This window comes from Amycolatopsis sp. NPDC104775, assembly GCF_055583325.1.
Window position 1 is genome coordinate 37,651 of the sequence record NZ_JBVJOE010000005.1, and the last position, 22,464, is coordinate 60,114.

The window sequence follows — 22,464 nt, forward strand, 5'->3', positions numbered from 1 at the left end:
GGACGTATCTCTCCCGTATCGCCTCTTCCCCCCACCAAGCCATTGCTGGGGGAAGGGGGGAGGAGGGGAGGTTTTCGCCCCTCCAGCCCCCCCCCCCCCCCCCCCCCCGCCGCCCCCCCCCCCCCCCCCCGGTCCGGTCAGAGTCCCATGTCGTGGGCGATGATCAGCTTCATCACCTCGGACGTGCCGCCGTAGAGCCGGTTGACCCGGCTGTCGGCGTAGAGGCGGGCGATCGGGTATTCGTTGATGTAGCCGTAACCGCCGTGCAGCTGCAGGCAGCGGTCGATCACGCGGTCGGCGACCTCGGTGCAGAACAGCTTGGCCGACGCAGCCTCGGCCGGAGTGAGGTCCCCGGCGTCGAGCGCCTCCAGCGCGCGGTCGGTGACCGCTTCCGCGGCGTCGACCTCCGCTTTGCACGCGGCCAGCTCGAACTTCGTGTTCTGGAACGACGCGACAGACTTGCCGAAGACCTTCCGGTCCGCGGTATAGGCCTGGGCGAGTGCGACGGCCGATTTCGCCTGCGCGTAAGCACCGTGCGCGATTCCCCAGCGCTCGGAGGCGAGATTGTGCCCGAGATACGAGAATCCCTTGTCCTCCTCGCCGAGAAGGTCTTCGACCGGCACGCGGACGTCGGAGAAGGCGAGTTCGGCGGTGTCGGACGTCCGCAGTCCCAGCTTGTCGAGTTTGCGCCCGACCTGGTAGCCGGGAAGCGAAGTGTCGACGGCGAGCAGGGAGAGGCCGAACCGGCGGTCGTCCTCCCGCGGCGGGCTGGTGCGCGCCGCGACGATCACCCGGTCGGCGTTGACGCCGCCGGTGATGAACGTCTTGGCCCCGTTGAGCACGTAATGCGTGCCGTCTGCGGAGAGCTTGGCGGTGGTGCGGATGCCGGTGAGGTCGGAGCCGGTGCCGGGCTCGGTCATCGCGAGCGCCCACATCTGCTCGCCGGTGACGAATCCGGGCAGGTACCGCCGCAGCTGCTCGTCGGTTCCGAGCATTTTCAGGTACGGAAGCGCCAGCAGGACGTGGCAGCTGGAGCCGCCGAGCAGAACGCCGACCCGCGCGATCTCTTCGTACTCGATCGCGGTGAACTTGTGCGTCGTCAGCCCCGCGCCGCCGTATTCCTCCGGGACCGAGATGCCGAAGAGGCCGAGTTCGCCCAGGTCCCGGTACAGCTGGCGGGGGACCCCTCCGGCCGCGAACCACTCGTCGTAATGCGGGAGGACTTCCGCCTGGAGGAACGACCTCAGGGTCTTGCGGAAGGATTCGTGGTCCTCGTCGAACACGGTGCGGTGCATGGAACCTCAACTTGTCAGGGGGGGGAATCCGGCGCTGTCGGACTCGCGAATCTAGGCGCCCGCTGCGAGGCCGTCCGCCCGCCGGGGCCGCTCTTGCCCGGGTGGGGGATGAGCGGGCGCGCGAGACCCCCCGGTTGGGCGTTCTTCCCCGCCGCCGCGCCGGAATCAGGGAAGAAGCGCCCGACACTTTCCGGTCAGGTCCGCCGGAACGCAAGGAGAACGAATCATGGCGCTGACGCTCACGCTCGACCTCGACGGATGCACGGGCTGCGCGTGCTGCATGATGGAATGCCCGGATCTCTTCGACATCGACGACGAATCCGGCCAGGCCGTCCTGCTCGAGCCGCACCCGTCCGACGACCGCCTCGACGAGGCGGAGCGCGCGGTGCGCTCCTGCCCCGAAGGCGCCATCACACTCGGGAAGGGCTGACGGCGATGGACCGCATCGTCGTGGTCGGCGGCTCGGTGGCAGCGGTCAACGCGGTCGACGGGCTCCGGCGCGCGGGGCACCAAGGCGAGATCACGATGGTCAGCGCGGAGAATCTGCTGCCGTACGACCGTCCTCCGCTGTCCAAGGACGCCTTGCGCGAGGGGCAGGAACACCACGCCCTGCTGATCAAAGAACCCGGCTGGTACCAGGAGAACGCCGTCGAGGTTTCGCTCGGTGCGGCGGCCGTCGGGCTCGACGCCGCGGGCAAAACTCTGTTCCTCGAAGGCGGCCGGGAGCTGTCCTACGACGGCCTGGTCATCGCCACTGGATCCCGGACCCGGCCGCTGCCGGTCCTCGCCGGGGTGCCCGACGTGCACGAGGTCCGGTCACTGTCCGATTCGCTGAGCCTGCACGAGCAGCTGCGGCCGGGCCGTCATCTGGTGGTGATCGGCGCCGGCTTCATCGGGCTGGAGGTGGCCGCGACCGCGCGCAAGATGGGGCTGGACGTCTCGGTCGTGGAGATCGCACCCGTCCCGCTGACCCGGGTGCTCGGCGCGGAACTCGGCCGCTGGTTCCTGGAGCACCACGTAGGCCACGGCGTGCACCTGTACTGCGGCACCGGAATCGACCGGGTCGAAGCGTCGCCCGGCGGCAGCAAGATCCATCTAGCCGACGGCACGGTGCTGGCCGCGGATCTCATCGTCGCCGGGGTCGGCGTGCAACCGGAGACTGGCTGGCTCGCCGGCAGCGGTGTCGAACTCGGGAACGGCGTGGTCTGCGACGAGGCTCTGCGCACCACCGCGCCGGACGTGGTGGCCGCGGGAGACCTCGTGCAGTGGCCGAACCGCTTGTTCGGCGAGACCATGCGCGTCGAACAATGGCTCAATGCCGTCGAACAGGGCGTCCACGCGGCACGGACGCTGCTCGGCGAGGCCGAGCCGTTCGCGCCGGTCCCGTACTTCTGGTCGGATCAGTTCGACGCCAAGGTCAAATTCGTCGGCCACGTCGACGGCGAGGACCAGGTAAAGATCACCCAGGCCGACGAGAAGTCGCTCGTCGCACTGTTCGGCCGCGGCGACCGGCTCCGGGGTGCGCTGTGCGTCAACGCCCCGCGTCAGCTGGCGCTCAGCAAGCGGGCCATTCTCAACGGCGTTTCGTGGACGGACGCCATCTCTTGACCGAACCATTCGGCCGGTGTGCGCGCTGATCGCGTACACCGGCCGAATCCGTCGGGTTATTGCACGGAGTAACCGCCGTCGACCACCAGCACGTGACCGGTCGTGAAGTCCGAGGCGGCGGAGGCAAGGAAGATCGCCGGACCGGCGTACTCCTCGGGCTGCGCAGCACGGCCCATCGGGGTCTTCTTCCGGACGTAGGAAGCGAGCGCGGCGTCTTCTTTGAGATTGCCGATCATCGCGGTGTCCACGAACCCCGGCGCGATCGCGTTGACCTGGACTCCCGCGCGCGCCCACTCCAGCGCGATCGCCTTGGTGAGCCCGACGAGCCCGTGTTTGGCGGCGATGTACGCGCTGTCGTCGAGCATGCCGACGAGACCGAGCACGGAGGCGATGTTGACGATCTTGCCGCCGCCGTCCTTGAGGTACGGCGCCGCCGCCTTGGTCATCACCCAGCAGGACTGCAGGTTGAGCTCGACGACGCGCTGGAACACCGCGAGGTCGGTCTTCTCGATCGGGGAGTCGTGGTCGTCCGCGGCGTTGTTGACCAGGATGTCAAGCCCGCCAAGGGTTTCCGCGGCGGAGCGGACGGCGGCTTCGGCGGACTCCGGCGTACGGAGGTCGGTGGCCAGGATGTCGATCCTGCCGGGAGCGTCCGCGGCGAGCGACGCCGTCTCCTTGAGCGCTTCCTCGGTGCGCGCCGCGGCGACCACGTGCGCGCCCGCGCGGGCGAAGGCAAGGGCGATGGCGCGGCCGATCCCGCGGCTGGCTCCGGTGACGAGCGCGCGCTTGCCGGTGATGTCGAAAAGCTCAGTGGTCGGTGAAGTCATGCGCCGACGATGACGGCACCGGAGGGCATCGACCTCGTGCGGGCGGCGAGAAGTGCCCGGTTGGGTTATGCCCGGCTGGCTTCCCCCAACGGGGCGCCGCTTCCGGCGCGCGGCCTGTCGAGGCGCTCGCCGGAATTAGGTTCGCGGTCCGACGGAATGGGAGGAACCGATGGCCGCGAACGAAATACCGGAAACCCTGGCCGAGTTCGGCTTGTGGAAAGACGGCCCGCCGCACGGGATTTTCCGCGATCTCCGGGCGAAGTGCCCGGTGCACTGGTCGTCGGGAATCCCCGTGCTGCCCGGGGAAGAGGGCTTCTGGTCGCTGACCAAGGCGGAGGACATCGCCGCGGTGAGCCGGGACTGGAAGACGTTCTCCTCGGAGCGCCAGGGCATCGACATCACCAACCACCAGATCCCGCTGGAGTTCGCGCGCGCCGAATTCATCGGGATGGACCCGCCGAAGCACGACCGGATCAAACAGCTTTTCCTTCAGGGTTTCACCGCCGCGAGAATAGCCGAGCACGAGGACTGGATCCGCGCGATCGTGGTCTCCGTGCTCGACCGCCTCGACGGCCGGGAAACCTGCGACCTCGTGAGCGCCGTGTCCCAGCCGATCGTGGCGCGGGTGATCCATCGGCTCCTCGGCATCCCCGAGGCGGAGGACGTCAAGTGGGCGAACTACATGAAGCGGTACATGGGCCGAGACGACCCGGACCTGAACCCCGGCGGGATCGACGCCTACGTCAACGAGCTCCTGCCGACGCTGATGGCGGAAGTCTCCGGGATGATCGAGGCGCGCCGGGCGAAGCCGGCCGACGACCTGATCAGCATCCTCGTGCACGCCGAGATCGACGGGCAGACACTCTCGGCCGAGGACATCATGTACGGCACCCTGCTGCTCATCGGTGCGGGCAACGACAGCACGATGGCGACGTACGTGAGCGCGATGAAGGCGCTGATCGAGAACCCGGGCGAACGCCGGAAAGTGCTCGATGACCTCTCGCTGGTGCCGAGCGTGGTGGAGGAAGCGCTGCGGATGTTCCCGGCGTTCTCGATGATGCGCCGTACCGCGACGAAGGATGTGGAGATCCGCGGCCAGTTGATCAAAGAGAACGACAAGGTCGTCCTGTGGTACCCGTCGGGGAATCGCGACGAGGATCGTTACGAGGACCCGGATCGTTTCGACGCGAACCGGAACCCGGAGCACCAGGCGTTCGGGGCGGGCGGCAGGCATTTCTGCCTCGGCAACGCACTGGCGAGGCTCGAATTGCGGCTGATGCTCGAAGAAACGCTCAAGCGCTACCCGGAGATGGAGATCATCGGCGACGCACCGCACGCCGAATCGTTTTTCATCAACCAGGTCAAGGCGTTGCCGGTCTGGCTCGGCCCGCGCGTCGGCTGAACACGCACAGCACCGCCGTCACCCCTTCCACCGGGCGACGGCGGTGCTGCTTCACGTCTCGCGTCAGCCCGCGACCCGGATCAGCTTGCGGTTGACGAACTCCTCGGCGCCGAGCCGTCCGAGCTCGCGCCCGAACCCGGACAGCTTCACCCCGCCGAACGGCAAGCCAGGTTCTTCGGCACCGACCAGGTTGACGTAAACCATGCCCGCCTCGAGCTGGTCCGCGACCCGCTGCGCCTGCTCGGGATCTGTGCTGAACACGTAGGAGCCGAGCCCGAACGGAGTGTCGTTCGCGACCGCGACCGCTTCCTCTTCGGAGTGCACGCGGTACACATTCGCGAACGGCCCAAAGAATTCTTCCTTGGCCGCCTCATTTGCCGAGTCGATGTCAACTAGGACGGTGGGGTCGAAGAAAGCCCCGCTCCGCGTGCCGCCGACCGCGACTCGCGCTCCGCCGTCGACCGCGCGGCGCAGCTGTTCCTCAAGCCCCTCGGCGGCTGCGATCGAAGACACCGGCCCGAGCACAGTGTCCTCGGCGGTCGGAGACGAGGGCCTGAGCTGAGCCAGCGTCGCAGTAACCTTCGCGAGGAACGCGTCGTACAGATCGTCGATGATGATCCAGCGCTTGGCACCGTTGCACGCTTGCCCGGCGTTGTCGTAAAACCGCGCTCCCAACGCGGATTCCACCGCGACATCGAGGTCATCAGTGCTCAGCAAAATAAACGGATCCGCGCCGCCGAGTTCGAGGACCGCCTTCTTGAGATGCCGTCCGGCAACGGCGGCGACGTGTGCGCCCGCCTTCTCCGAACCGGTCACGGACACCCCGGCGACGCGCGGGTCGGCGATGACAGTGTCGATCTGGGCGTAGGTGGCGTAAATGTTCTCGTACGCGCCTTGCGGAAAACCCGCGTCGAGCAGCAGTTGCTCGATCGCCGCCGCCGATTCCGGGCACTGGGAGGCGTGCTTGAGCAGAATCGTGTTGCCCGCCATCAGATTCGGCGCCGCGAACCGCGCGACCTGGTAGTAAGGGTAATTCCACGGCATGACACCAAGCAGCACGCCGACAGGCTGCCGCCGGATCACCGCGGTCCCTTGGCCCCATTGCAGCGGAACCGGCTCGTCGGCCAGGAACTCCGCCGCCTTCTCGGCGTAGTACTCGAAGATCGCGGCCGCGAAGTCGACCTCCAGGACTCCCTGACTGGTCGGTTTGCCCATCTCGCGGCTGATGATCAGCGCCAGCTCGTCCCGGCGCTCGGCGAACAACGCGGCGGCTTTGCCCAGCAACGCCGCCCGATCCGCGACCGACGACGACTGCCGCCACTGGCGGTAGACCGCTTCCGCGCGGTCAAGCTTCTCAGCCAGCTCGCCGTCCGACAGCGCGGCGTACTCCTTGAGGGTCTCCCCGCTGGTGGGGTCGACAACGGCGTAGGTGCTCACGTCATCCTTCTTTCTCGATCGCCGGGCGCGTGGCGTCCCACCCTGGGCGACCTGGCGCGATGCGGAGCGGCCTGGTCGCGAAGGAACACCTGCCCGGGGGATGCGCGGGCGCTGGCTCCGGTGCCGACTGTGCGAAGCAATGGTGCTTTCGCGGGGTTCTGAGGACCGCATTCGTCAGCAGGTCGGTGGTGCTTCGTTGTGACCGCCGCCGAGCAGGAACGCGTTGAGGTGCAATGGGCGTTCAGGCATCGGCGACTCCCGTGGCGTGGTGGACGCGAACTGGCGCGAGCCGGTCGGATAGCGCGTGCGGATCGGTGTAGAGGGCGTTCAGCTGCACTGCACCGGCGGCGACAGCGAGCACGTCGGCAGCGGCGAAACTGCTGGGGAACACTCGGCGTCCGGCGTCTACCCGCCCCCGCGAATGGGTGGTGATCTCCGCGCGCAACGCGGCGAGGCAGTCCGGCAGGTGCGCGATCCCGGCCTCGGCGACGATAAGCAGTTCCGGGTTGACCAGATCGAACAGCAGCGCGGCTGCTCGTCCGACGACCCGTGCGCGCGACAGCAATGCCCCGCGGGCGGCGGCGTCCCCGGACACCGCCGCCGCAACGAGGTCCACAATGGACATACCGGGGCCGAAACCGGCGGTTACGGCCCAGTCCGCGACGGTTGTTTCCAGACAGCCGGAGCGGCCGCACGCGCAGGGTGCCAGCGGATCGCCCAGTGGCAGGTGGGCTACCGTGCCGGCGGCCGAACCGGGGCCTCGGTGCAGCAGACCGCCGGAGACGAAGGCCGCGTCGACGACGTTCCCGACGAACAGGTGCGCGACCGATTCGCTGCCCCGGGCGTTGCCGAACAGGGCCTCCGCGGCGGCCAGCGCGCGGGCGTGGCCGTCGATCCGGGTGGGCAGGCCGGTCAGCTCCGACAGGATCGGCCCGGCGGCGACGTCGTGCCAGCCCAGCGAGGAATGGTCGACGATCATGCCGGTGTCCGGATCGACCCAGCCGCCGCAGGCGACTCCGAGGCCGAGCGGGATCCGGCCGCGCAGGCGTTGCCTGCGGAAGCGGTGCAGTCGCGCCGCAAGGCCCGCGAGCACCTGCTCGGGTGCGGCGTCCTCGTGCGGCACCCGTTCCTGTGCCCGCACGCGGCCGCGCAGGTCCAGTTCGGCCAAGGTCGCGAAGTGATGGGCGATATGCACGCCGAACACGCTGTGCCGGTGGGTCGCGATGTCGAGTTCGGCACGGGGACGTCCGGCGGCCGGGTGCTCGCGCGCCGGCCGGGACGGGCGGGTCGTGAGCAGGCCGAGCTGTGCCAGGCCGGCGCATTGCCTGCTGATGCCGGCCGGGCTGAGCCCGGTCAGCCCGGCCACGGTGCTGCGCGCGACCGGTCCGTGCGCCAGCACGGCGCGCAGCAGGACCGCGGCGGTGCTGGCTCCGCGGTCGGCGAACGGGAGGGGAGGGGCGGTCATGGGCAGCGTCAACTCGTGATGGCCCCGGAGTCCGGCCGGAGCGGCGGTCCGACGGCGAGTCGCGCGCCGGGTGTGCGGCCGCGGCCCCAGCCGAGACGTTCGCGATAGCTGCCGAGCAGTCCGTCTTCGGCGAGCTGCTCGGCATCCGGCGCCGCGGCGAGCGGCGCGGTTCGGGGCGAGACGAACAGGGCGTCGGCTGGGCAGTTCGCTTCGCAGTGGAAGCAGGTTTGGCAATCGGATTGCCTGCTGATCACCGGAATGCCGCCGGGACCGCGGTCGAACACGTTCGTCGGGCAGACCTCGATGCACTTGTCGCAGCTGAGGCAGCGCTGCGCGGACACCACCTCGATCACGACGCCGCTCCCGCCGCCGCTTCGGCGGTCCATTCCGGACGGACCCACACCTGATCGAGTCCGCCGGTGCGGAGCCGGTGCCGCTGGGCGGAATCCTGGTCGGGAAAGTCGAGCCGCTTGGCCATGCCTCGGCTTTCTGGGCGGGCGAGCGCGGCTCGGTACATCCACCGCGCGTGCGCGGTCATCGCCGCCGCCTGCCGGGTCCGGATCCCCGCTTCGCCGGTTCCGCCCAGCGAGGCCCGCACCTGTGCCCAGAGGCCGTCGAGTTCGGCGAGGGAACCGGTCAGCGCGGTGCCGTGGCGCAGGTAGTTCTTGTCGTAGGGCAACACTTCGCGCTGCACGCCCGCGACCACTTCCCGGTGATCGTCCCGAGGCGACCAGGACGGACGCAGTCCCGCCTCGCCAAGCGCGCGCACCCGGCGCCCGGTCGCCCTGGTGCCGAGCGAGCGGGCGTACCGGGCGGCGCCTCGCCCGGCCCACACGCCCGAGGAGATCGCCCATGCCGCGTTGTGGCTGCCGCCGCCGGTGAAACCGCCGCAGATCAGCTCCCGGGTAGCCGCGTCGCCGGCCGCGTAGAGGCCGGGCACCGTGGTCGCGCAGTCGTCCGAGACGATCCGGATGCCGCCGGTGCCGCGCACGGTTCCCTCGGCCAGCAGGGTGATCGGGAACTTTTCGCGGAACGGATCGATGCCCATCCGGTCGAAGGTCAGGAAGAAGTTGGGCTGTGCCAAGCGCATCGCCGCGCGAGCCCGCTCGTCGGCGAGATCGAGCTGGCAGAACACCTTGCCGGTCAACAGTTCCCGGGCGATCGGCGTACGCCGGATGCCGCTGGCGCCTTCCAGCACGCTCCCGTCGGCGCGGTAGAACGTCGCGAAGTGGTAGAACGCGGTCTTGGTGACCGAGGTGCCTTCCGGTGCGATGCCGTAGGCGTTGGAGAACTCCATCCCGGACAGTTCCGCGCCCGCTTCGACCGCGAACAGCGCCCCGTCCCCGGTGTTGACGTCGCAGCCGAGCGCCTTGGACAGGAACGCGCATCCGCCGGTCGCGAGGACGACCGCACCGGCCCGCACCCGGTAGTGCTGGCGCGCTTGGCACCGGTATCCGGCCGCGCCGGCCACTGCGCCCGCCGGGTCGGCCAGCAACTCGGTCACCGGGCTGTGGTCCAGCACCCGCACCCCGGCCCGGCGGACGAGGATCCGCATCCTGCGCAGGTATTCCGGGCCCTGCAGCCCGGTGCGCAGCGGGGCCCCGTCCTCGCCGACCGGGAACGGATACCGGGCCACGACCGCCAGCTCGTTCATCCGCTCGTAGGTTTCCTGCAGGACCCGGGCCGCCCAGCGGCGGTCGGCCAGGTAGCCGCCCAGCTCTTCCCTGCTGGCCATCGCGGCCTCGCGGGCCGCCGGTTCCGGCGGGACGTACCAGACCCCGGTACCCGCTGCCGCGGTCGCGCCGCTGGTCCCGCAGAAACCCTTGTCCGCCAGCACTACCTGAGCGCCGTCGCGCGCCGCCTGCAGGGCCGCCCAGGTCGCGGCCGGGCCGCCGCCGGCCACGAACACGTCCGCGGTCAGTTCGAGTGCGTCCATCGTGATTCCCTTCTCAGGCGCGCCAGGAGGTGAAGCGGCGCTCCGCCGTCACCAGCAGCTGGTTGAACAGGACGCCGATGACCGAGATCGTGACGATTCCGGCGTACATCTGCGGGATGGCGAAGTTGTACTGCGAGGCGTTGATCAGATAGCCGAGCCCGGCCTTCGCGCCGACCATCTCGGCAGCGATCACCACCACGATCGCCGACGCGCCGGCGAGCCGGATGCCGGTGAAGATCGCCGGCACCGAGGCGGGCAGCACCACTTTCCCGAACAGCGCCAGCGGCGCCAGGTCCAGCGACCGGGCCAGCTTCAGCAAGGTCGGATCGACGGTGCGCACCGCGCTGATCGTGTTCAGCAGGATCGGCCAGGTGCAGGCGTAGAACACGATCGCGATCTTGGACGTCTCGCCGATTCCCAGGATCAGCACGAACACCGGCAGCAACGCGAGCGCCGCGGTGTTGAGGAACACCTGCACCACCGGGGTCAGCACGTCGGAAACCGGTTTGTACCAGCCGATCAGCACGCCCAGCGGCACCGCGAGCGCGACGGCGAGGGCGAACCCGGCGAGCGACCGGGTCAGGCTCGCTTCGATGTGCGTGGCCAGCTGCCCGTCTCCGGCGAGACCGGCCAGGGCAGCGAGCACCTCGTGGAAGGGCGGCAGGAAAACCGGGTCCACCACACCGGCCCGCGGCAGGATCTCCCACGCGGCGAGCACCAGGATCAGTGCGATGCTTTTCGTGAACGCGGACCGCAGCCGGGAGCGGACACGGCCGCCGGTGCGGGCCGCGGAGGGCGGTGCCGACCCGGCCCGCGGCGCGACTTCCGTCGCGGCCGGCTCGGACACAGTCGTGGTGCTCATGCTCCGATGGCCTCCTTCTCCAACTCGTGGGCGCGGGCCACCTCGTCGTGCAGCAGGGACCAGATTTCGTGGCGGTAGCGGGCGAATTCCGGGCTGGACCGGGCATCGTCGACCTCGTCGCGGTGCGGCAGGTCGATCCCGACGACGCTCTTGACCCGGCCCGGTCGCGAGGTCAGCACCGCGACGCGCTGTCCCAGGTAGACGGCCTCGTCGATGCTGTGCGTGATGAACAGGATCGTTTTCCCGGTGCGCCGCCAGATGCGCAGCAGCTCGTCCTGCAGCGATTCGCGGGTTTGCGCGTCCAGGGCGGCGAACGGTTCGTCCATCAGCAGCACGTCGGGGTCGTAGGCGAGGCTGCGCGCGATGGCCACCCGCTGCTTCATCCCGCCGGACAGCTGGTGCGGGTGCCGGTCGGCGAATTCGGCCAGCCCGACCAGCTCCAGGTACTCCTTGGCGCGCGCGGCCCGCTCGGCGCGCGGCACGCCGGTCGCCTCCAGCCCGAACTCGACATTGCCCAAGGCGGTGCGCCACGGCAGCAGCGCGTACTGCTGGAAGACGATCCCGCGGTCCCGTCCCGGTCCGCGCACCGGCGCGCCGTCGAGCAGGATCCGCCCGGCGTCCGGTTCGGACAGTCCGCCGAGCAGGTCGAGCAGAGTGGATTTGCCGCAGCCGCTCGGCCCGACGATCACCACGAACTCCCCGGCCGAGACGTCCAGGTCGATTCCTTCGAGCGCGGTGAGCGCGGTCCGGGCGCCGCGGACCGGGAAGGTCTTGCCGACACCGGCGAAGCTGATCTTGGCGGTCATCCCGTTCATCCCTTTCCGTTCGCGTGCGGGTTGAAGCGGTTGGTGTAGAGGTCGGCCGCCTTCACCGAGCCCGGTTTGACGTCGCCGCGGCTGCCGAGCCAGTCGATCCACAACTGCAGTTCCCGGTCCTGGACCAGCCCGCCCGGGCCCGCGACGCCGAAGGAGGTCCAGTACTTGAGCGCATCGGGGTCCTCGTTGCGCTTGCGGTCGGAGACGATCTTCGTGAACCGGTCGATCACCTCCGCTCGCGGCGTGGACTTGCTCCACTCGATGGCCTTGCCCACCCCGGCGACGAACGTGCGCAGCGTGTCCGGGTTCCGCTCGACGAAATCCTTCCGGAACACGTAGGTGCCGGCGCTGAAGGCGCCGAGCAGCTGGTAGTCGTCGAACAGCTTGCGGATGCCGCCGCGCGCGAGCGCCTTGTCCCGCAAGATGTCGCCGAGCACCCCGACCTCGATCTGGCCCTGCCGCAGGGACTGCTCGGTGTTCACCGGCGGCACCACGACCGGCTCGACCTTGCCGATGTCGTCCTTGGCGAGCCCGTTGCGCTGCAGGTAGATGTCGAGCATCGCCTCGGAGTGCGCGCCGAGCGTGTTCATCCCGACCTTCTTGCCCACCAGGTCCCGCGGCGAACGGATCGGGCTGCCTTCGGCGACGTAGAAGCCGTTCCACGCGGTCTTGTCGACCCCGTAGTAGCTGATCACCGAGGTGATCGGGGCGCTGGCCGCGGCCAGCTTGACCACGGCCCCGTTGAACGCCCCGCCGAAGTCCACCTGGCCGGTGGCGGCCGACTGGATGTCCTGCGGCCCGCTGATCGTGTTGCCCACCCACTGCAGCTTCACGTCCTGCAGGAAGCCGAGGTCGGCGGCGAGCTCGGGCGGCGTGACCTGGCCGGCCCAGCCCTGGTACCGCAGTGTCTTGGTCGCGCCGGTGGCCGTGCCGCACCCGACGGCGGTCGCCGCGAGGCCCAGCAGGGAAAGACCGAGAAATTGGCGTCGGTTCGTGGTCACGGTATTTGTTCCCTTACATTTACGGCAAAAGCTCGCTCAATGATCAGATAAATGCGCGGCCAGTACAGCCGGGTTCGGCTGAGCAGGAAATCGGAATGACCGTTTCGGTCGGCGGCCGGATGCGGCGGGTCAGTGCGGTGCGGAACAGATCGCCCCGGCCTGCCGCCGGAGGCCGACGTGCAGGCGCGAGATCAGAGAGTGCGCCGGAAGCATGGACTGAGGCTGGCAGGAGCGGCCCGGACAGGCAACGGCATCCCACCATCTGGCCCGGCGGGCAGCACCCGCACGGCCCGGTCGTAGGCCATACTCGTGATTTTCATGGCGGCGACCATCGCCACCGCCGAACGCGCCGTCAATCCGGCCCGGAATCTGAGACGAATTAATTTCACGCTGAACGCAATCTTGATTCTCGGCGGCGATCGGCCCCAGTCTGGTGACGGCCCGGGCAAGTCCGGAGAACGTCCGGACGAATGGAAAGGGGAACACGATGACTCTCGACGTGACCGACTCGGTGGACACGCGCTTGGCAGTGCGCAAACTAGGCTCCGGCATCGGCGCGCGCATCGACGGCGTGCGGCTCGGCGGAGACCTGCCCGACGAGACCGTCGCCGGGATCCGGGCGGCGCTGCTGGAGAACAAGGTGATCTTCTTCCGCGACCAGCATCATCTCGACGACGCGCAGCAGCAGGAATTCGCCGCCCGCCTCGGCACGCTCACCCAGCCGCATCCGACGGTGCGCAGCACCGGACTGGGCAACATCCTGCCGATCGACGCCCAGCACGGGAAAGCCAACAGCTGGCACTCCGACGTCACCTTCGTCGACCGGATCCCCGCGATCAGCCTGCTGCGCGCGATCACCATCCCCGCCTACGGCGGCAGCACCACGTGGGCGAACACCGCCGCCGCCTACGAGAGCCTCCCCGCGTCGCTGAAAGCACTGGCCGACCGGCTGTGGGCGGTCCACACCAACCTCTACGACTACGCGGGCGCCGCCGACGAGCACCGGATCGGCGGAGTCGACGTCAAGGAACGGTCCTACCGGGAGGAATTTCGGTCCGACACCTACGAAACCGAACACCCGGTCGTCCGCGTGCACCCGGAAACCGGCGAGCGAGTCCTGCTGCTCGGCCACTTCGTCAAACGTCTGATCGGGCTGTCCGCCGCGGAATCCGACGCGATCTTCGCATTGCTGCAGGCGCGCATCACCCGGCTCGAGAACACCGTGCGCTGGCAATGGGCGCCCGGCGACCTGGCGATCTGGGACAACCGCGCCACCCAGCACTACGGAGTCGCCGACTACGACGACCTTCCCCGCCGGCTCCACCGCGTCACAGTCGCAGGAGACGTGCCGGTCAGCATCGACGGCGTGCGCAGCACGGCCCGGACGGGCGACGCGTCGGCGTACGCGCCGCTGGCTTGATTCGACGCGCGGGACGGACGCGCAGCGCCGAAGGCTCCGAGTGCGGTGCCGTCGTGCTCAGCTTGGCCACTGTGGACGGATACGACCAGCGTGGCGAATCGAAAGCAACTCCGGACGTCCACGCTGCGCTGAGCACGGTGTTCTCTCGGTCGGGCCTGCCGAATGTCGTCGAACCGTTTGCTGCCGCCGTAATTCCTGGCATATGAGTCCGCGGCAGTGCGGACCATGCTGCTGGAGCAGGCTGAACCTTTAGCCGATGACGAACGCTTGAGACCGTGACAGCCACGGACTGTGACCACTGCGGGTGGATGTTCCGAGTCCTGAAACCGGGTTCGGTCTGCGCGTGTGGCAATACGCCTTGTGGGGACTGATGGGTGCTGGTGCCAACTGCGGCGTGGCCTTCCTGCAGGCCAGTCGCCGAGTGCCGAAGGGATGGCCGTGGGCGGAGCCGTATGGCCCTGGCGGTGGCGTATATGCGGCATCGATTGGTGTGCACCTGTTCCTGGGCACGGTCACCGCTGCCGCGCTGGCCGAGGCGTCGATTGTCAGCAACAGCTTTGTCGCTTTCGGCGTCGGAGTCGGTGCCGTCGCGTTGGTAAAGAAGGCGGGTGTCATCGCCGTCTCGGCGATACAGTCGAAGGAAGACGATGGCCAGCGCCTTCGGCGTCTTTCGGACGAGGCCGACGGCACGGGGCGAGGCGATGACGATGGGGCATAAGCGCATTGGCCTGCGGTTCCTGGCCGCGCTGGCCGACATCGCCCCGGCCTTTGCCTTTCGGTCTGCCGGAGGAACCGAGCGACGCAGCCGCGGACACCGCTTCCTGGCCGCGCTGGCCGACGCCACCCCGGCGTTTCGGTCGGGCTCGTCGGACGAGTACGCCACTTATCGACGCGGTCCTCGCCTCGGCGTTGCGGCCGACCCGGTTTCGGTGTCCGCCGGTGACCCCGTTGTGTCAACGCCGGGATGGCCCGGGTTGAGCTCGCTGCGCGATGCGCTCGGCGTCGATGTAGGCGGCGAGTCGCTCATGCTGGCGTTGACCTACGAGTCGTACGCGCGCGAAATCGGGGAGTCCGCTTCGAACGAGCGGCTTGAGCTGCTCGGCGACGCGGTGCTCGGACTGGTCGTGACCGACCATCTCTACTCGGTCCATCCGGAATTGTCCGAGGGCCAGCTGGCGAAGTTGCGCGCGAGGGTGGTGAACATGCACACGCTCGCCGGAGTGGCACGTGGTCTGGGGGAGGGCGGTCTGGGTGCGTACTTGCTGCTGGGCCGCGACGAGGATTCGGCGGGCAGGCGGGACGAGGCCAGAATTCTCGCCGACGGGCTTGAGGCCGTGATCGGTGCAGTCTACGCGCAGCACGGCATTGACGTGACCCGTCGGCTGGTTCACCGGCTGTTCGGCGATCTGCTGGACGACGCCCCGCAGCGCGGTGCCGGGGCGAGTTGGAAGGCACGATTGCAGGAACTGGCAACCGCCGAAGGGCTCGGCGTGCCCGAGTACGAGGTTGTATCGAAGGGCACGGAGCAGGCCGGGATGTACAGCGCGAGGGTGATCGTGGCTGGGCGCGCTTACGGGACGGCGGATGGCATGACGAAGACGGAAGCGGAGCAACGGGCTGCGGAGGTGGCACACCACGAGCTCACCCAGCATGTCAAGCCCGACGAGGACTGAATCCGTGTCGAGGTTCGCACGACCGGAGGCGAAATGCGAACAAGTCATGCTCCGGTCCTGGAACTCGATGTGGCACCACGACGTGCTGGACGGTGATTTGCTCTGGGGATCGTGACGTTCTGGTGCGGGCAGCCGTGCCGGTCCCGTTGGACGACGTCCGTGGTGCCTCGTCCTAGCTGTGGAGTTCGTCCCGGGCCCCGCAGCAGGCTCGGGACGGCTTGGTCCGACTGTCGTCGCGGGCGAGTGGGCCCACGAAGCGAGAGGGTGCGGCTCGCCGGTGAGAGATGCCAGCGCGGCGGCGACTTCCTGGATAGTGGCGGATGTTGGTGGTTGTCCCTGCGTCGCCAGCGTGGTCGTTGTGACCCGGCGACCGGCACCGTCCGGGGGATGGCTGGCGGGGCTCGACTGTCCGGGCGATCCTGGAGAATCCCAGGTACACAGGTTATGCGGTCTTCGGGCGGTGGACGAAGCATGAGCGTCTGCTGAATCCGGACGATGTGAGCGCTGGTTACGTCGTCCGGTTCCGACGGTCGGATCCGGGCACGGTGGTCCGGTCGCGGCGGCAGTCTCATCCGGAGATCGTGTCGGTGGAGACCTTCGCGCAGGCGCAGTTGCTGCGGCGGTCGCGCGGTGCTGGCGGGATGCGCGGTATCGCGAAGCTCGAGCGAGACCGTCCGACTTCGAAGAACGTCTACCTGCTGAAAAGCCTGATCAGCTGCGAGATCTGCGGACGGAAGATGCAGGGTGCACCGATCCGGAAGGCGGTCTACTACCGGTGCATGGCCAGGACGTTGGCACCTGGATCGCCCGCGCTGGAGAGCCACCCGAAGACGGTCAACCTGCGGGAAGACGTCGTGATGCCCGCACTGAACGGCTGGCTGTGTCAGGTGTTCGACCCGGCGAACCGGGACGATACGGTCGCCGCGCTGGTGCCTTCGCAGGGCGGGACGCACTCGACCGGCAGGGAGTCAGCGGAGAAGCGGCTGGCTGATGCGGAGTCGCGGTTGCGCCGACATCAAGCGGCGATCGAGGCAGGCGTCGATCCGGCGGCAGTGGTGGAGCGATCAACACGGCGCAGGCGGAGCGGGAGGCGGCGCGCGCCGAGCTGCAGCACTTGCCGAAGTCGACGGTCATAGAGGCTGCGGAGGTGTACGCGCGGCTGGACTCGATGGACGACGTAGCCCGAGCGCTGAATTCCCGGACCCCGGAGCGGATCACGCAGGTGTACCGGGATCTCGGGGTGCAACTTCGCGATGACAATGAAAAAGAGGCGGTCGTAGTGACCGCCTCTCCCCGTGTGTCTAACGTGTGTGTCCGAGGGGGGACTTGAACCCCCACGTCCGTTAAGGACACTAGCACCTCAAGCTAGCGCGTCTGCCATTCCGCCACTCGGACTTGCTGATGAAGAGAGTATACGACGATCGAGCACGCTCTTTCAGGGGGGTGCGAAACAGCAGCTAGTCCACGCATGCTATCCTCATATGTTCTAACCATTTGCACGCTTGAGCGCATATGCCCAGGTCAGTCACGTTCGAATCGCATTCAAGCCTCCGGCAAGGCGCAGCGGCGCTTTCTCGAGCCAGCCTCGCCAGGCCCTAGGATTGAGCCGAGCGTCGACGGCGAGGTCTCCGTCCCGTTAGCTCAGTGCAGAGCGTCGTTCACTTAGAGGTCCAGTCGCCGCCTTTCATCATCACGTGCAGTGGCTGCTCGTCGCGGCCGAGGGGGCCGTTCCTTGGCCAGGTTCCGGTAGAGCGTGGCCAGGTCCAGGTAGGGTGCGTCGTCTTCGGGATCGATGTGAGCCTCGTAGGGGCCGTGGTCGAAGCGCGCGGCGGTGAATGTCGCGCCGTCCTCGTCGAGGTGGGCGAGTGCGGTGCGGTCGTCGCGTTTCTCCGCCCACCCGTACTCGGGGCAGGGGATCTGGACGTGGACGGCGCCGGGGGCGGGGCCATCCACCAGCGGATCTCCTCCAGTCGCTCGAGCGTGCGGAGGAACTCCGCGCGGAACCCGGAGCTGGCCTGCTGGTCGGTGTAGGTCTCGACGGCGTAGTCGGTGTCGGTCGTCTCGGACAGCGAGTCGAAGAATTCACGGTAGTAGCCCTCGATCAGCTCGCTGATCTTGTCCTTGCCTAGGGCGTGGTAGTAGGTGTGGTGCGTTTCGGGGTCGAGCACGACGTCGTGGGGCGCGTTGTCGAGAGCGCCGAAGCGGACGACGGTGGCGATGGAGAATTCCCGTCGGGTGATCTTCGCTAGCAGGAAAGCCGCGGTCTGGACCAGGTTGGTCCCCAAGTGCGGGGCGCCGTTGATCTGCGTACCCACCGCGAACTAGATCCGCGTCGGCAGTGCGGCGAGAACGTGGGGGCGCGGGATGTCGATCGAGCGCAGCAGCGCGTTGGCCAGCATGCTATTCGCCGAGAGCAGCAGCTGTGAGCTGTCTGCTGTTCCGTTGCGGGACAACGAGATCACACTGCCGGGTCGCGAATTGCTTTGGGGTGCAACGGTGGTCACGCTGCTCGGCTGGGTTTGGGCAGGCGCAGGTCGGAGCAGATGAAGTCCAGCCGCGCGATCGCGGCGTCGGGGGCGACGAACACCGGTTCATAGCTGGCGTCGAAGCAGCCCTGCACGATCAGTTCGTGAACCCGGCGGATTTCGCGGTCCTTGGTCCAGACGATGTCATCAGGGTCCTCGAAGGTGTCCAACGGGTCGGGCACGAAGACCTGGTCGTAGCGCGCGTCAAACGAGCGAGAAGGCGGGCCGCGCCGACGCCTGGATGAAGATTCGTCGGTTGACCGTCGTCGATGCCGTCGTGGTTGGTGCGAGAAAGAGTGTGAAAACGTACGAGCCGGTGGTCGTAAGCCGCTGAAACGACCAGTTGTCGTCGTCGAATTCAGGCCGCCAACGCGGGTGGTCCGTGACCGTTGGGGGAGTGACTGGACACAACACCGCCGGGCAGTGTAGACGCAAAGAACTGAACCACCCCGTCAGCGGCCGGATTTGTGTGTTCCTTAGAGCGGTCGGCTAGCTGATGATAATTGGCCGATCGCTCCAGGATTCGATCATATCAGCTCTTTGCTGTCTGCCATTCCTGTGAAGCCGCCACCTTCCAAGAGCCGCCTTCGAGGAGAGGCCGAGAGGTGAGGACTTCCGATTGATGCACCGCTTTACCGTTGACGGGGTGTGGCAAGAAACCTGATTCAATGAAGTACCGCAGATACAGGTCAAGGAGTTGATCATCCACGGGCGGGCAGGTTGCATTGCTCTGCTTGAGCGCAGTTCTGGCATTTTCTCGCGAAAATTTCGGGAAGGTGTGAGAGAAGTACATCTCTTTGACCGCTGCCTTCCCGCTCATGTTCAGGTCGAGGAAGATGGGCAGGAAGGGTGAGAATGGGTGCTCGGGGTGGCTTCGCGCGAAGGTTCTGAACTTCTTCACCCAATCCGGATATGCGATTTCGGTGATGTCGAATCCGGCATGGCGGAGTCGGTTGGTCATGGCCGGCAACTGGGCGGGATGGGGGTTTGTGAGATGGTAGACGGTTCGAGTCGTCGGCTGGTGTGTTGCGATGTGCATGATGGTTGCCGCAAGGCAGTCGACGGGGACTAAGTCGAGGGGGATATCGACGTCCGGTGCGCACCCGGTTTCGGCGATCATCTTGAACATGGCAGGTAGCGCGGTGGCCGTGTTCCACGTCCCGGTGCGCAAGTCTCCGGTGATCTCATAGGGCCGGTAGATGGCGATCGGGAGTCCTTGTTCCGCGGCCTGGTTGAGCAGCTGCTCGGCCACCCATTTCGTTTCGGGATAGCCCATTTTGAGGTGATCGGGAAAGGCCAGCGGCGTGTGTTCGGTGACTTCGCGGATTCCTGCGGAGCCGAAGCCGGCGATAACAGCGATGGTGGAGATGTAGTGCAGGGGTGTCCGGCGTGGTGCGGCGAGGCGGATGAGATTGCGGACAGCGGTGACGTTGGCCGGTTTCAGGCGGTCGTAGGGGTAGATGAAGTTGACGTGTGCAGCGGAGTGCAGGATGAGATCCAGCTTTTCGGTGAGCTGCTGGTAGAGCGCGGGCGGAAGGCCCAGATGGCTGTTTGACAGGTCTGCGGGGACAGCTGATACACGCCGTTCCAGCGCCGTGGTGTCCAGCCGGTAGTTGCGGAGAGCGCCGCGGAGCCGGTGCATGGCGTGATCGGCGTCGACGGCTCGCACCGGACAGTGGATCCGCGCTTCCGTCGTCGAGAGTGCGCGGTCGAGCAGGTAGGTGCCGAGAAAGCCAGTGGCCCCGGTCAGCAGGATGTGCGCGGGCGTGCACGGGGCGGGCGCCGGTGACACGGCTTCCGGCAGTGCGAAGCCGAGACGGGATTCTGCGGCGAAGTCAACGAAGGCAGCGGGAGAAACGACCGCGGTATTGGCCTTCACCTCAGTGAGGGCGTCGGCAAAGTCGGCCAGTGTGGGGTTGTCGAGCAGCGCTCGCAGAAGTCGGCTGGTCTGTGTGGCAGGAATGTCCAGTGCGGTCTGCACCCGGTAGGCCAGTTGCGCAGCCAGCAGGGACTCGCCGCCCAGCGCGAAAAAGTCGTCCTGGGCGCCCACGTCATCCACTTTGAGAACATCTGTCCACAGTTCTGCGAGCAGCCGTTGAAGCGGGGGCAGTTCCGAATACCTTGGCTTGCTCGGCGAGTTGCCCGTTGCGGGGAGTCGCAGTGCCTTGTAGTCGATCTTGCCGTTGGGGGTCAGCGGCAGCTCGTCCCGCCACAGGATCATCGAGGGGATCATGTAGGCGGGGAGGGCGGCGGCGAGGTCCGCGTGGAGATGGGCATTCGTCGGCTGCGGCTGCCCGGGCCGGCTGGGGACGACGTGGGCGATCAGCCGACGGCTGAATTCATGGGCTTGCACGCTTACCGCCGCATCACCGATGGCCTGATGGGACCGCAGAGCGGATTCGACGGCGTCGAGCTCCACGCGGAAACCTCTGACTTTCACCTGCCGGTCCTGGCGGCCGAGGAAGTCCATGGTCCCATCGGATCTCAATTTGACGCGGTCACCCGTGCAGTAGAGACGGGCGGAGGGGTCACGGCTGAGGGGATGCCGGATAAACCGCTCAGCCGTCAACGCGGGGTCGCCGGCATAGCCCAGAGCGAGCCCGTCGCCACCGACATACAGCTCGCCCTCTGGTTCGGCAGCAGGGGAGGTGCTGCCCTCACAGCGGATGAAACAGGTTGAGCGGGCGATGGGTCTGCCGATGGGAACGCTCGCATCGTCATCAGAGAGGTTCTCGATGAGGTGTGTAGCGGAGAAGGTCGTGTTCTCTGTGGGGCCGTACCCGTTGACGAGGTGCTGGGGCGGGCCCCCGCGCAGCACCCGGCGGCACAGATCGGCATTCAGCGTTTCCCCGCCGGTGATCAGGTATCGGATTCCGGTGAAGGCCTGCGGCTGAGTTCGTGCGATGTGGTGGAACACGCCCGCCGTCAACCACGCGACCGAGATCTCCTGAGCCTCGATGAAAGTCCGGAACGCTGCACCGTCCAGGAGAGTCTCGGTTTCAGCGAACACGAGGCGGGCGCCGTTGAGGAGCGTCCCCCAGATCTCAAAGGTCGATGCGTCGAAAGCGAGCGGGGAAGCCTGCAGGACACGGTCAGCTCTCTCGATACTCATATAATTTGTGTTGGAAACCAGTCGGAGCACTGCGCGATGAGGAATTACGACGGCTTTAGGCTGTCCCGTGGAGCCGGAAGTGAACATGATGTAGACGGGATCGTCGGCCGCCGCATACACCGGATTCACTGTCGTGTCGAGCTGGTCTTCCATGGACGGCAACGGCACAACCGTCTTCGTCCCAAGTCGGCATGCTACTCCAGGTAGTGTTACCGCCGCACAAATTCCTGCGTCTTCAACCATTTCCCGCATGCGCCTGAACGGATACCTGTCGTCCAGGGGAACAAACACCGCTCCGGCGTACAGAATGCCGAGTATGGCGACAATCGCCTCCGGGGATCGCGGACCCAGTACCGCGACACGATGCCCTGGACGTACTCCCGAGCAGGTCAGCCTGCTTGCCATGACGCGCGCACGACGTAACAACTCCCCATACGTCACAAACCTGCCGTCTTGGGCGAGTGCTATCGCCTCGGGTGCTTCGAGGGCTCGCTCGACAAATTCCCGAGTAACGCTGGAATCGCGAGGGTAGGGCTCGGTGGTGCCAGTTCCTGGCACTTGTACCCATGTGTACGTCATTGTCGTGCCTGCTTCCGTCAGAGGTGAACAGCTGCAAGAAAGGCGACTCCTGTCCTGCTGGGAGGACCTGATCGCCTTCAGGATTCCGTCAGGCTTGTGACCTGTCGGCGGGATCGGCAAAGAAGCCTGCGGGCCAGTCCGTGCGCATCCACGCATATCGGAATATCCGGAGCAGGATGGAATCTCCGGGCAGGCGGAAGGACTTGCGTGATCCGGCTGAGCGGACGGTGGATCTCCGCGCCAATGGCCATCAATTCTCCGTATGACCGCGAACTACATGATCCGGTCGGGGGTGGCGGATGACCCGTGATCAGGTCAACGAAGCCCAGACTGTCCCACCGGATGGCGAACGCGCAATCGCCAAACGGCCAGGAACGGGATCCGCAAACATTGGCCGATGGTCTACTTTCCAAGGCGCCGGCACCATGCCATGATAGCGGCAGTTCTCCGCGAAAGCGACTTGAGGAATATTCCCACGCGAGAAGACTTCGCGAACATTCTCTGTGG

General features: G+C 67.3%; 19 protein-coding genes, 1 tRNA gene and 1 pseudogene. 7 read left to right on the top strand and 14 right to left on the bottom strand.

Annotated features, from left to right (window positions below; genetic code table 11):
* Positions 1-137 precede the first annotated feature (137 nt).
* The gene (locus ACZ63D_RS22750; protein ID WP_465356347.1) at positions 138-1,295 is read right to left on the bottom strand and encodes an acyl-CoA dehydrogenase family protein; all 1,158 of its coding nucleotides are present in this window, start codon (positions 1,293-1,295) and stop codon (positions 138-140) included.
* A 226-nt stretch (positions 1,296-1,521) separates the two neighbouring features.
* Here ACZ63D_RS22750 and ACZ63D_RS22755 point away from each other — a divergent pair, with 226 nt between their 5' ends.
* Together ACZ63D_RS22755 and ACZ63D_RS22760 are read left to right on the top strand one after the other, a co-directional pair.
* Positions 1,522-1,725: a ferredoxin gene (locus tag ACZ63D_RS22755; protein ID WP_465356348.1), complete on the top strand. Its 204-nt coding sequence runs from the start codon at positions 1,522-1,524 to the stop codon at positions 1,723-1,725.
* 5 nt (positions 1,726-1,730) lie between these two features.
* Positions 1,731-2,903 (top strand): NAD(P)/FAD-dependent oxidoreductase, encoded by a 1,173-nt coding sequence (locus ACZ63D_RS22760; protein ID WP_465356349.1) that lies wholly within the window; start codon positions 1,731-1,733, stop codon positions 2,901-2,903.
* 56 nt (positions 2,904-2,959) lie between these two features.
* Here ACZ63D_RS22760 and ACZ63D_RS22765 read toward each other — a convergent pair whose 3' ends face one another.
* Positions 2,960-3,730, bottom strand: coding sequence for an SDR family NAD(P)-dependent oxidoreductase (locus ACZ63D_RS22765; protein ID WP_465356350.1), 771 nt, complete (start codon positions 3,728-3,730; stop codon positions 2,960-2,962).
* A gap of 169 nt (positions 3,731-3,899) precedes the next feature.
* Here ACZ63D_RS22765 and ACZ63D_RS22770 point away from each other — a divergent pair, with 169 nt between their 5' ends.
* Positions 3,900-5,132, top strand: coding sequence for a cytochrome P450 (locus ACZ63D_RS22770; RefSeq protein ID WP_465356351.1), 1,233 nt, complete (start codon positions 3,900-3,902; stop codon positions 5,130-5,132).
* A 63-nt stretch (positions 5,133-5,195) separates the two neighbouring features.
* On the opposite strand, the gene ACZ63D_RS22775 is transcribed toward ACZ63D_RS22770, so the two are convergent.
* The 7 genes from ACZ63D_RS22775 to ACZ63D_RS22805 form a co-directional block, all read right to left on the bottom strand.
* Complete coding sequence (locus ACZ63D_RS22775) at positions 5,196-6,569, bottom strand: NAD-dependent succinate-semialdehyde dehydrogenase (protein ID WP_465356352.1); 1,374 nt, start codon at positions 6,567-6,569, stop codon at positions 5,196-5,198.
* A gap of 241 nt (positions 6,570-6,810) precedes the next feature.
* Positions 6,811-8,034, bottom strand: coding sequence for an ROK family protein (locus tag ACZ63D_RS22780; protein WP_465356353.1), 1,224 nt, complete (start codon positions 8,032-8,034; stop codon positions 6,811-6,813).
* An 8-nt stretch (positions 8,035-8,042) separates the two neighbouring features.
* Positions 8,043-8,387, bottom strand: coding sequence for a 4Fe-4S dicluster domain-containing protein (locus tag ACZ63D_RS22785; protein ID WP_465356354.1), 345 nt, complete (start codon positions 8,385-8,387; stop codon positions 8,043-8,045).
* Positions 8,384-9,970: an FAD-binding protein gene (locus tag ACZ63D_RS22790; RefSeq protein ID WP_465356355.1), complete on the bottom strand. Its 1,587-nt coding sequence runs from the start codon at positions 9,968-9,970 to the stop codon at positions 8,384-8,386. The genes ACZ63D_RS22785 and ACZ63D_RS22790 overlap by 4 nt, the downstream gene beginning before the upstream one ends.
* Before the next feature lie 13 nt (positions 9,971-9,983).
* Complete coding sequence (locus ACZ63D_RS22795) at positions 9,984-10,832, bottom strand: ABC transporter permease (protein WP_465356356.1); 849 nt, start codon at positions 10,830-10,832, stop codon at positions 9,984-9,986.
* Positions 10,829-11,638 (bottom strand): ABC transporter ATP-binding protein, encoded by an 810-nt coding sequence (locus ACZ63D_RS22800; RefSeq protein WP_465356357.1) that lies wholly within the window; start codon positions 11,636-11,638, stop codon positions 10,829-10,831. The genes ACZ63D_RS22795 and ACZ63D_RS22800 overlap by 4 nt, the downstream gene beginning before the upstream one ends.
* Before the next feature lie 5 nt (positions 11,639-11,643).
* Positions 11,644-12,648, bottom strand: a complete 1,005-nt coding sequence (locus ACZ63D_RS22805; RefSeq protein ID WP_465356358.1) for an ABC transporter substrate-binding protein — start codon at positions 12,646-12,648, stop codon at positions 11,644-11,646.
* A gap of 487 nt (positions 12,649-13,135) precedes the next feature.
* Between ACZ63D_RS22805 and ACZ63D_RS22810 the strand changes: the two genes are divergently transcribed.
* The 4 genes and pseudogenes from ACZ63D_RS22810 to ACZ63D_RS22825 all read left to right on the top strand — a co-directional run.
* Complete coding sequence (locus ACZ63D_RS22810) at positions 13,136-14,068, top strand: TauD/TfdA dioxygenase family protein (protein WP_465356359.1); 933 nt, start codon at positions 13,136-13,138, stop codon at positions 14,066-14,068.
* A gap of 343 nt (positions 14,069-14,411) precedes the next feature.
* Entirely contained in the window at positions 14,412-14,786 is a 375-nt protein-coding gene (locus ACZ63D_RS22815; RefSeq protein WP_465356360.1) for a hypothetical protein, read from the top strand.
* A gap of 307 nt (positions 14,787-15,093) precedes the next feature.
* Positions 15,094-15,741, top strand: a complete 648-nt coding sequence (rnc, locus tag ACZ63D_RS22820; RefSeq protein WP_465356984.1) for a ribonuclease III — start codon at positions 15,094-15,096, stop codon at positions 15,739-15,741.
* 398 nt (positions 15,742-16,139) lie between these two features.
* A pseudogene (locus ACZ63D_RS22825) lies at positions 16,140-16,877 on the top strand (recombinase family protein); the annotation flags it as partial.
* Positions 16,878-17,052: 175 nt separating this feature from the next.
* On the opposite strand, the gene ACZ63D_RS22830 reads toward ACZ63D_RS22825, so the two are convergent.
* The 5 genes from ACZ63D_RS22830 to ACZ63D_RS22850 form a co-directional block, all read right to left on the bottom strand.
* Positions 17,053-17,136, bottom strand: a tRNA-Leu gene (locus tag ACZ63D_RS22830).
* Positions 17,137-17,399: 263 nt separating this feature from the next.
* Positions 17,400-18,056 (bottom strand): hypothetical protein, encoded by a 657-nt coding sequence (locus ACZ63D_RS22835; protein ID WP_465356361.1) that lies wholly within the window; start codon positions 18,054-18,056, stop codon positions 17,400-17,402.
* A 6-nt stretch (positions 18,057-18,062) separates the two neighbouring features.
* Positions 18,063-18,194, bottom strand: a complete 132-nt coding sequence (locus tag ACZ63D_RS22840; RefSeq protein ID WP_465356362.1) for a hypothetical protein — start codon at positions 18,192-18,194, stop codon at positions 18,063-18,065.
* Positions 18,195-18,241: 47 nt separating this feature from the next.
* Entirely contained in the window at positions 18,242-18,448 is a 207-nt protein-coding gene (locus ACZ63D_RS22845; protein ID WP_465356363.1) for a hypothetical protein, read from the bottom strand.
* 350 nt (positions 18,449-18,798) lie between these two features.
* Positions 18,799-22,113: an amino acid adenylation domain-containing protein gene (locus ACZ63D_RS22850; RefSeq protein WP_465356364.1), complete on the bottom strand. Its 3,315-nt coding sequence runs from the start codon at positions 22,111-22,113 to the stop codon at positions 18,799-18,801.
* Positions 22,114-22,464: the final 351 nt, after the last annotated feature.

Coding starts and splice junctions, on each gene's coding strand:
- ACZ63D_RS22750 (WP_465356347.1), bottom strand. CDS start 1,295: ATGCACCGCACCGTGTTCGACGAGGACCACGAATCCTTCCGCAAGACC.
- ACZ63D_RS22755 (WP_465356348.1), top strand. CDS start 1,522: ATGGCGCTGACGCTCACGCTCGACCTCGACGGATGCACGGGCTGCGCG.
- ACZ63D_RS22760 (WP_465356349.1), top strand. CDS start 1,731: ATGGACCGCATCGTCGTGGTCGGCGGCTCGGTGGCAGCGGTCAACGCG.
- ACZ63D_RS22765 (WP_465356350.1), bottom strand. CDS start 3,730: ATGACTTCACCGACCACTGAGCTTTTCGACATCACCGGCAAGCGCGCG.
- ACZ63D_RS22770 (WP_465356351.1), top strand. CDS start 3,900: ATGGCCGCGAACGAAATACCGGAAACCCTGGCCGAGTTCGGCTTGTGG.
- ACZ63D_RS22780 (WP_465356353.1), bottom strand. CDS start 8,034: ATGACCGCCCCTCCCCTCCCGTTCGCCGACCGCGGAGCCAGCACCGCC.
- ACZ63D_RS22790 (WP_465356355.1), bottom strand. CDS start 9,970: ATGGACGCACTCGAACTGACCGCGGACGTGTTCGTGGCCGGCGGCGGC.
- ACZ63D_RS22795 (WP_465356356.1), bottom strand. CDS start 10,832: ATGAGCACCACGACTGTGTCCGAGCCGGCCGCGACGGAAGTCGCGCCG.
- ACZ63D_RS22800 (WP_465356357.1), bottom strand. CDS start 11,638: ATGACCGCCAAGATCAGCTTCGCCGGTGTCGGCAAGACCTTCCCGGTC.
- ACZ63D_RS22810 (WP_465356359.1), top strand. CDS start 13,136: ATGACTCTCGACGTGACCGACTCGGTGGACACGCGCTTGGCAGTGCGC.
- rnc (WP_465356984.1), top strand. CDS start 15,094: ATGCTGGCGTTGACCTACGAGTCGTACGCGCGCGAAATCGGGGAGTCC.
- ACZ63D_RS22850 (WP_465356364.1), bottom strand. CDS start 22,113: ATGCGTGGATGCGCACGGACTGGCCCGCAGGCTTCTTTGCCGATCCCG.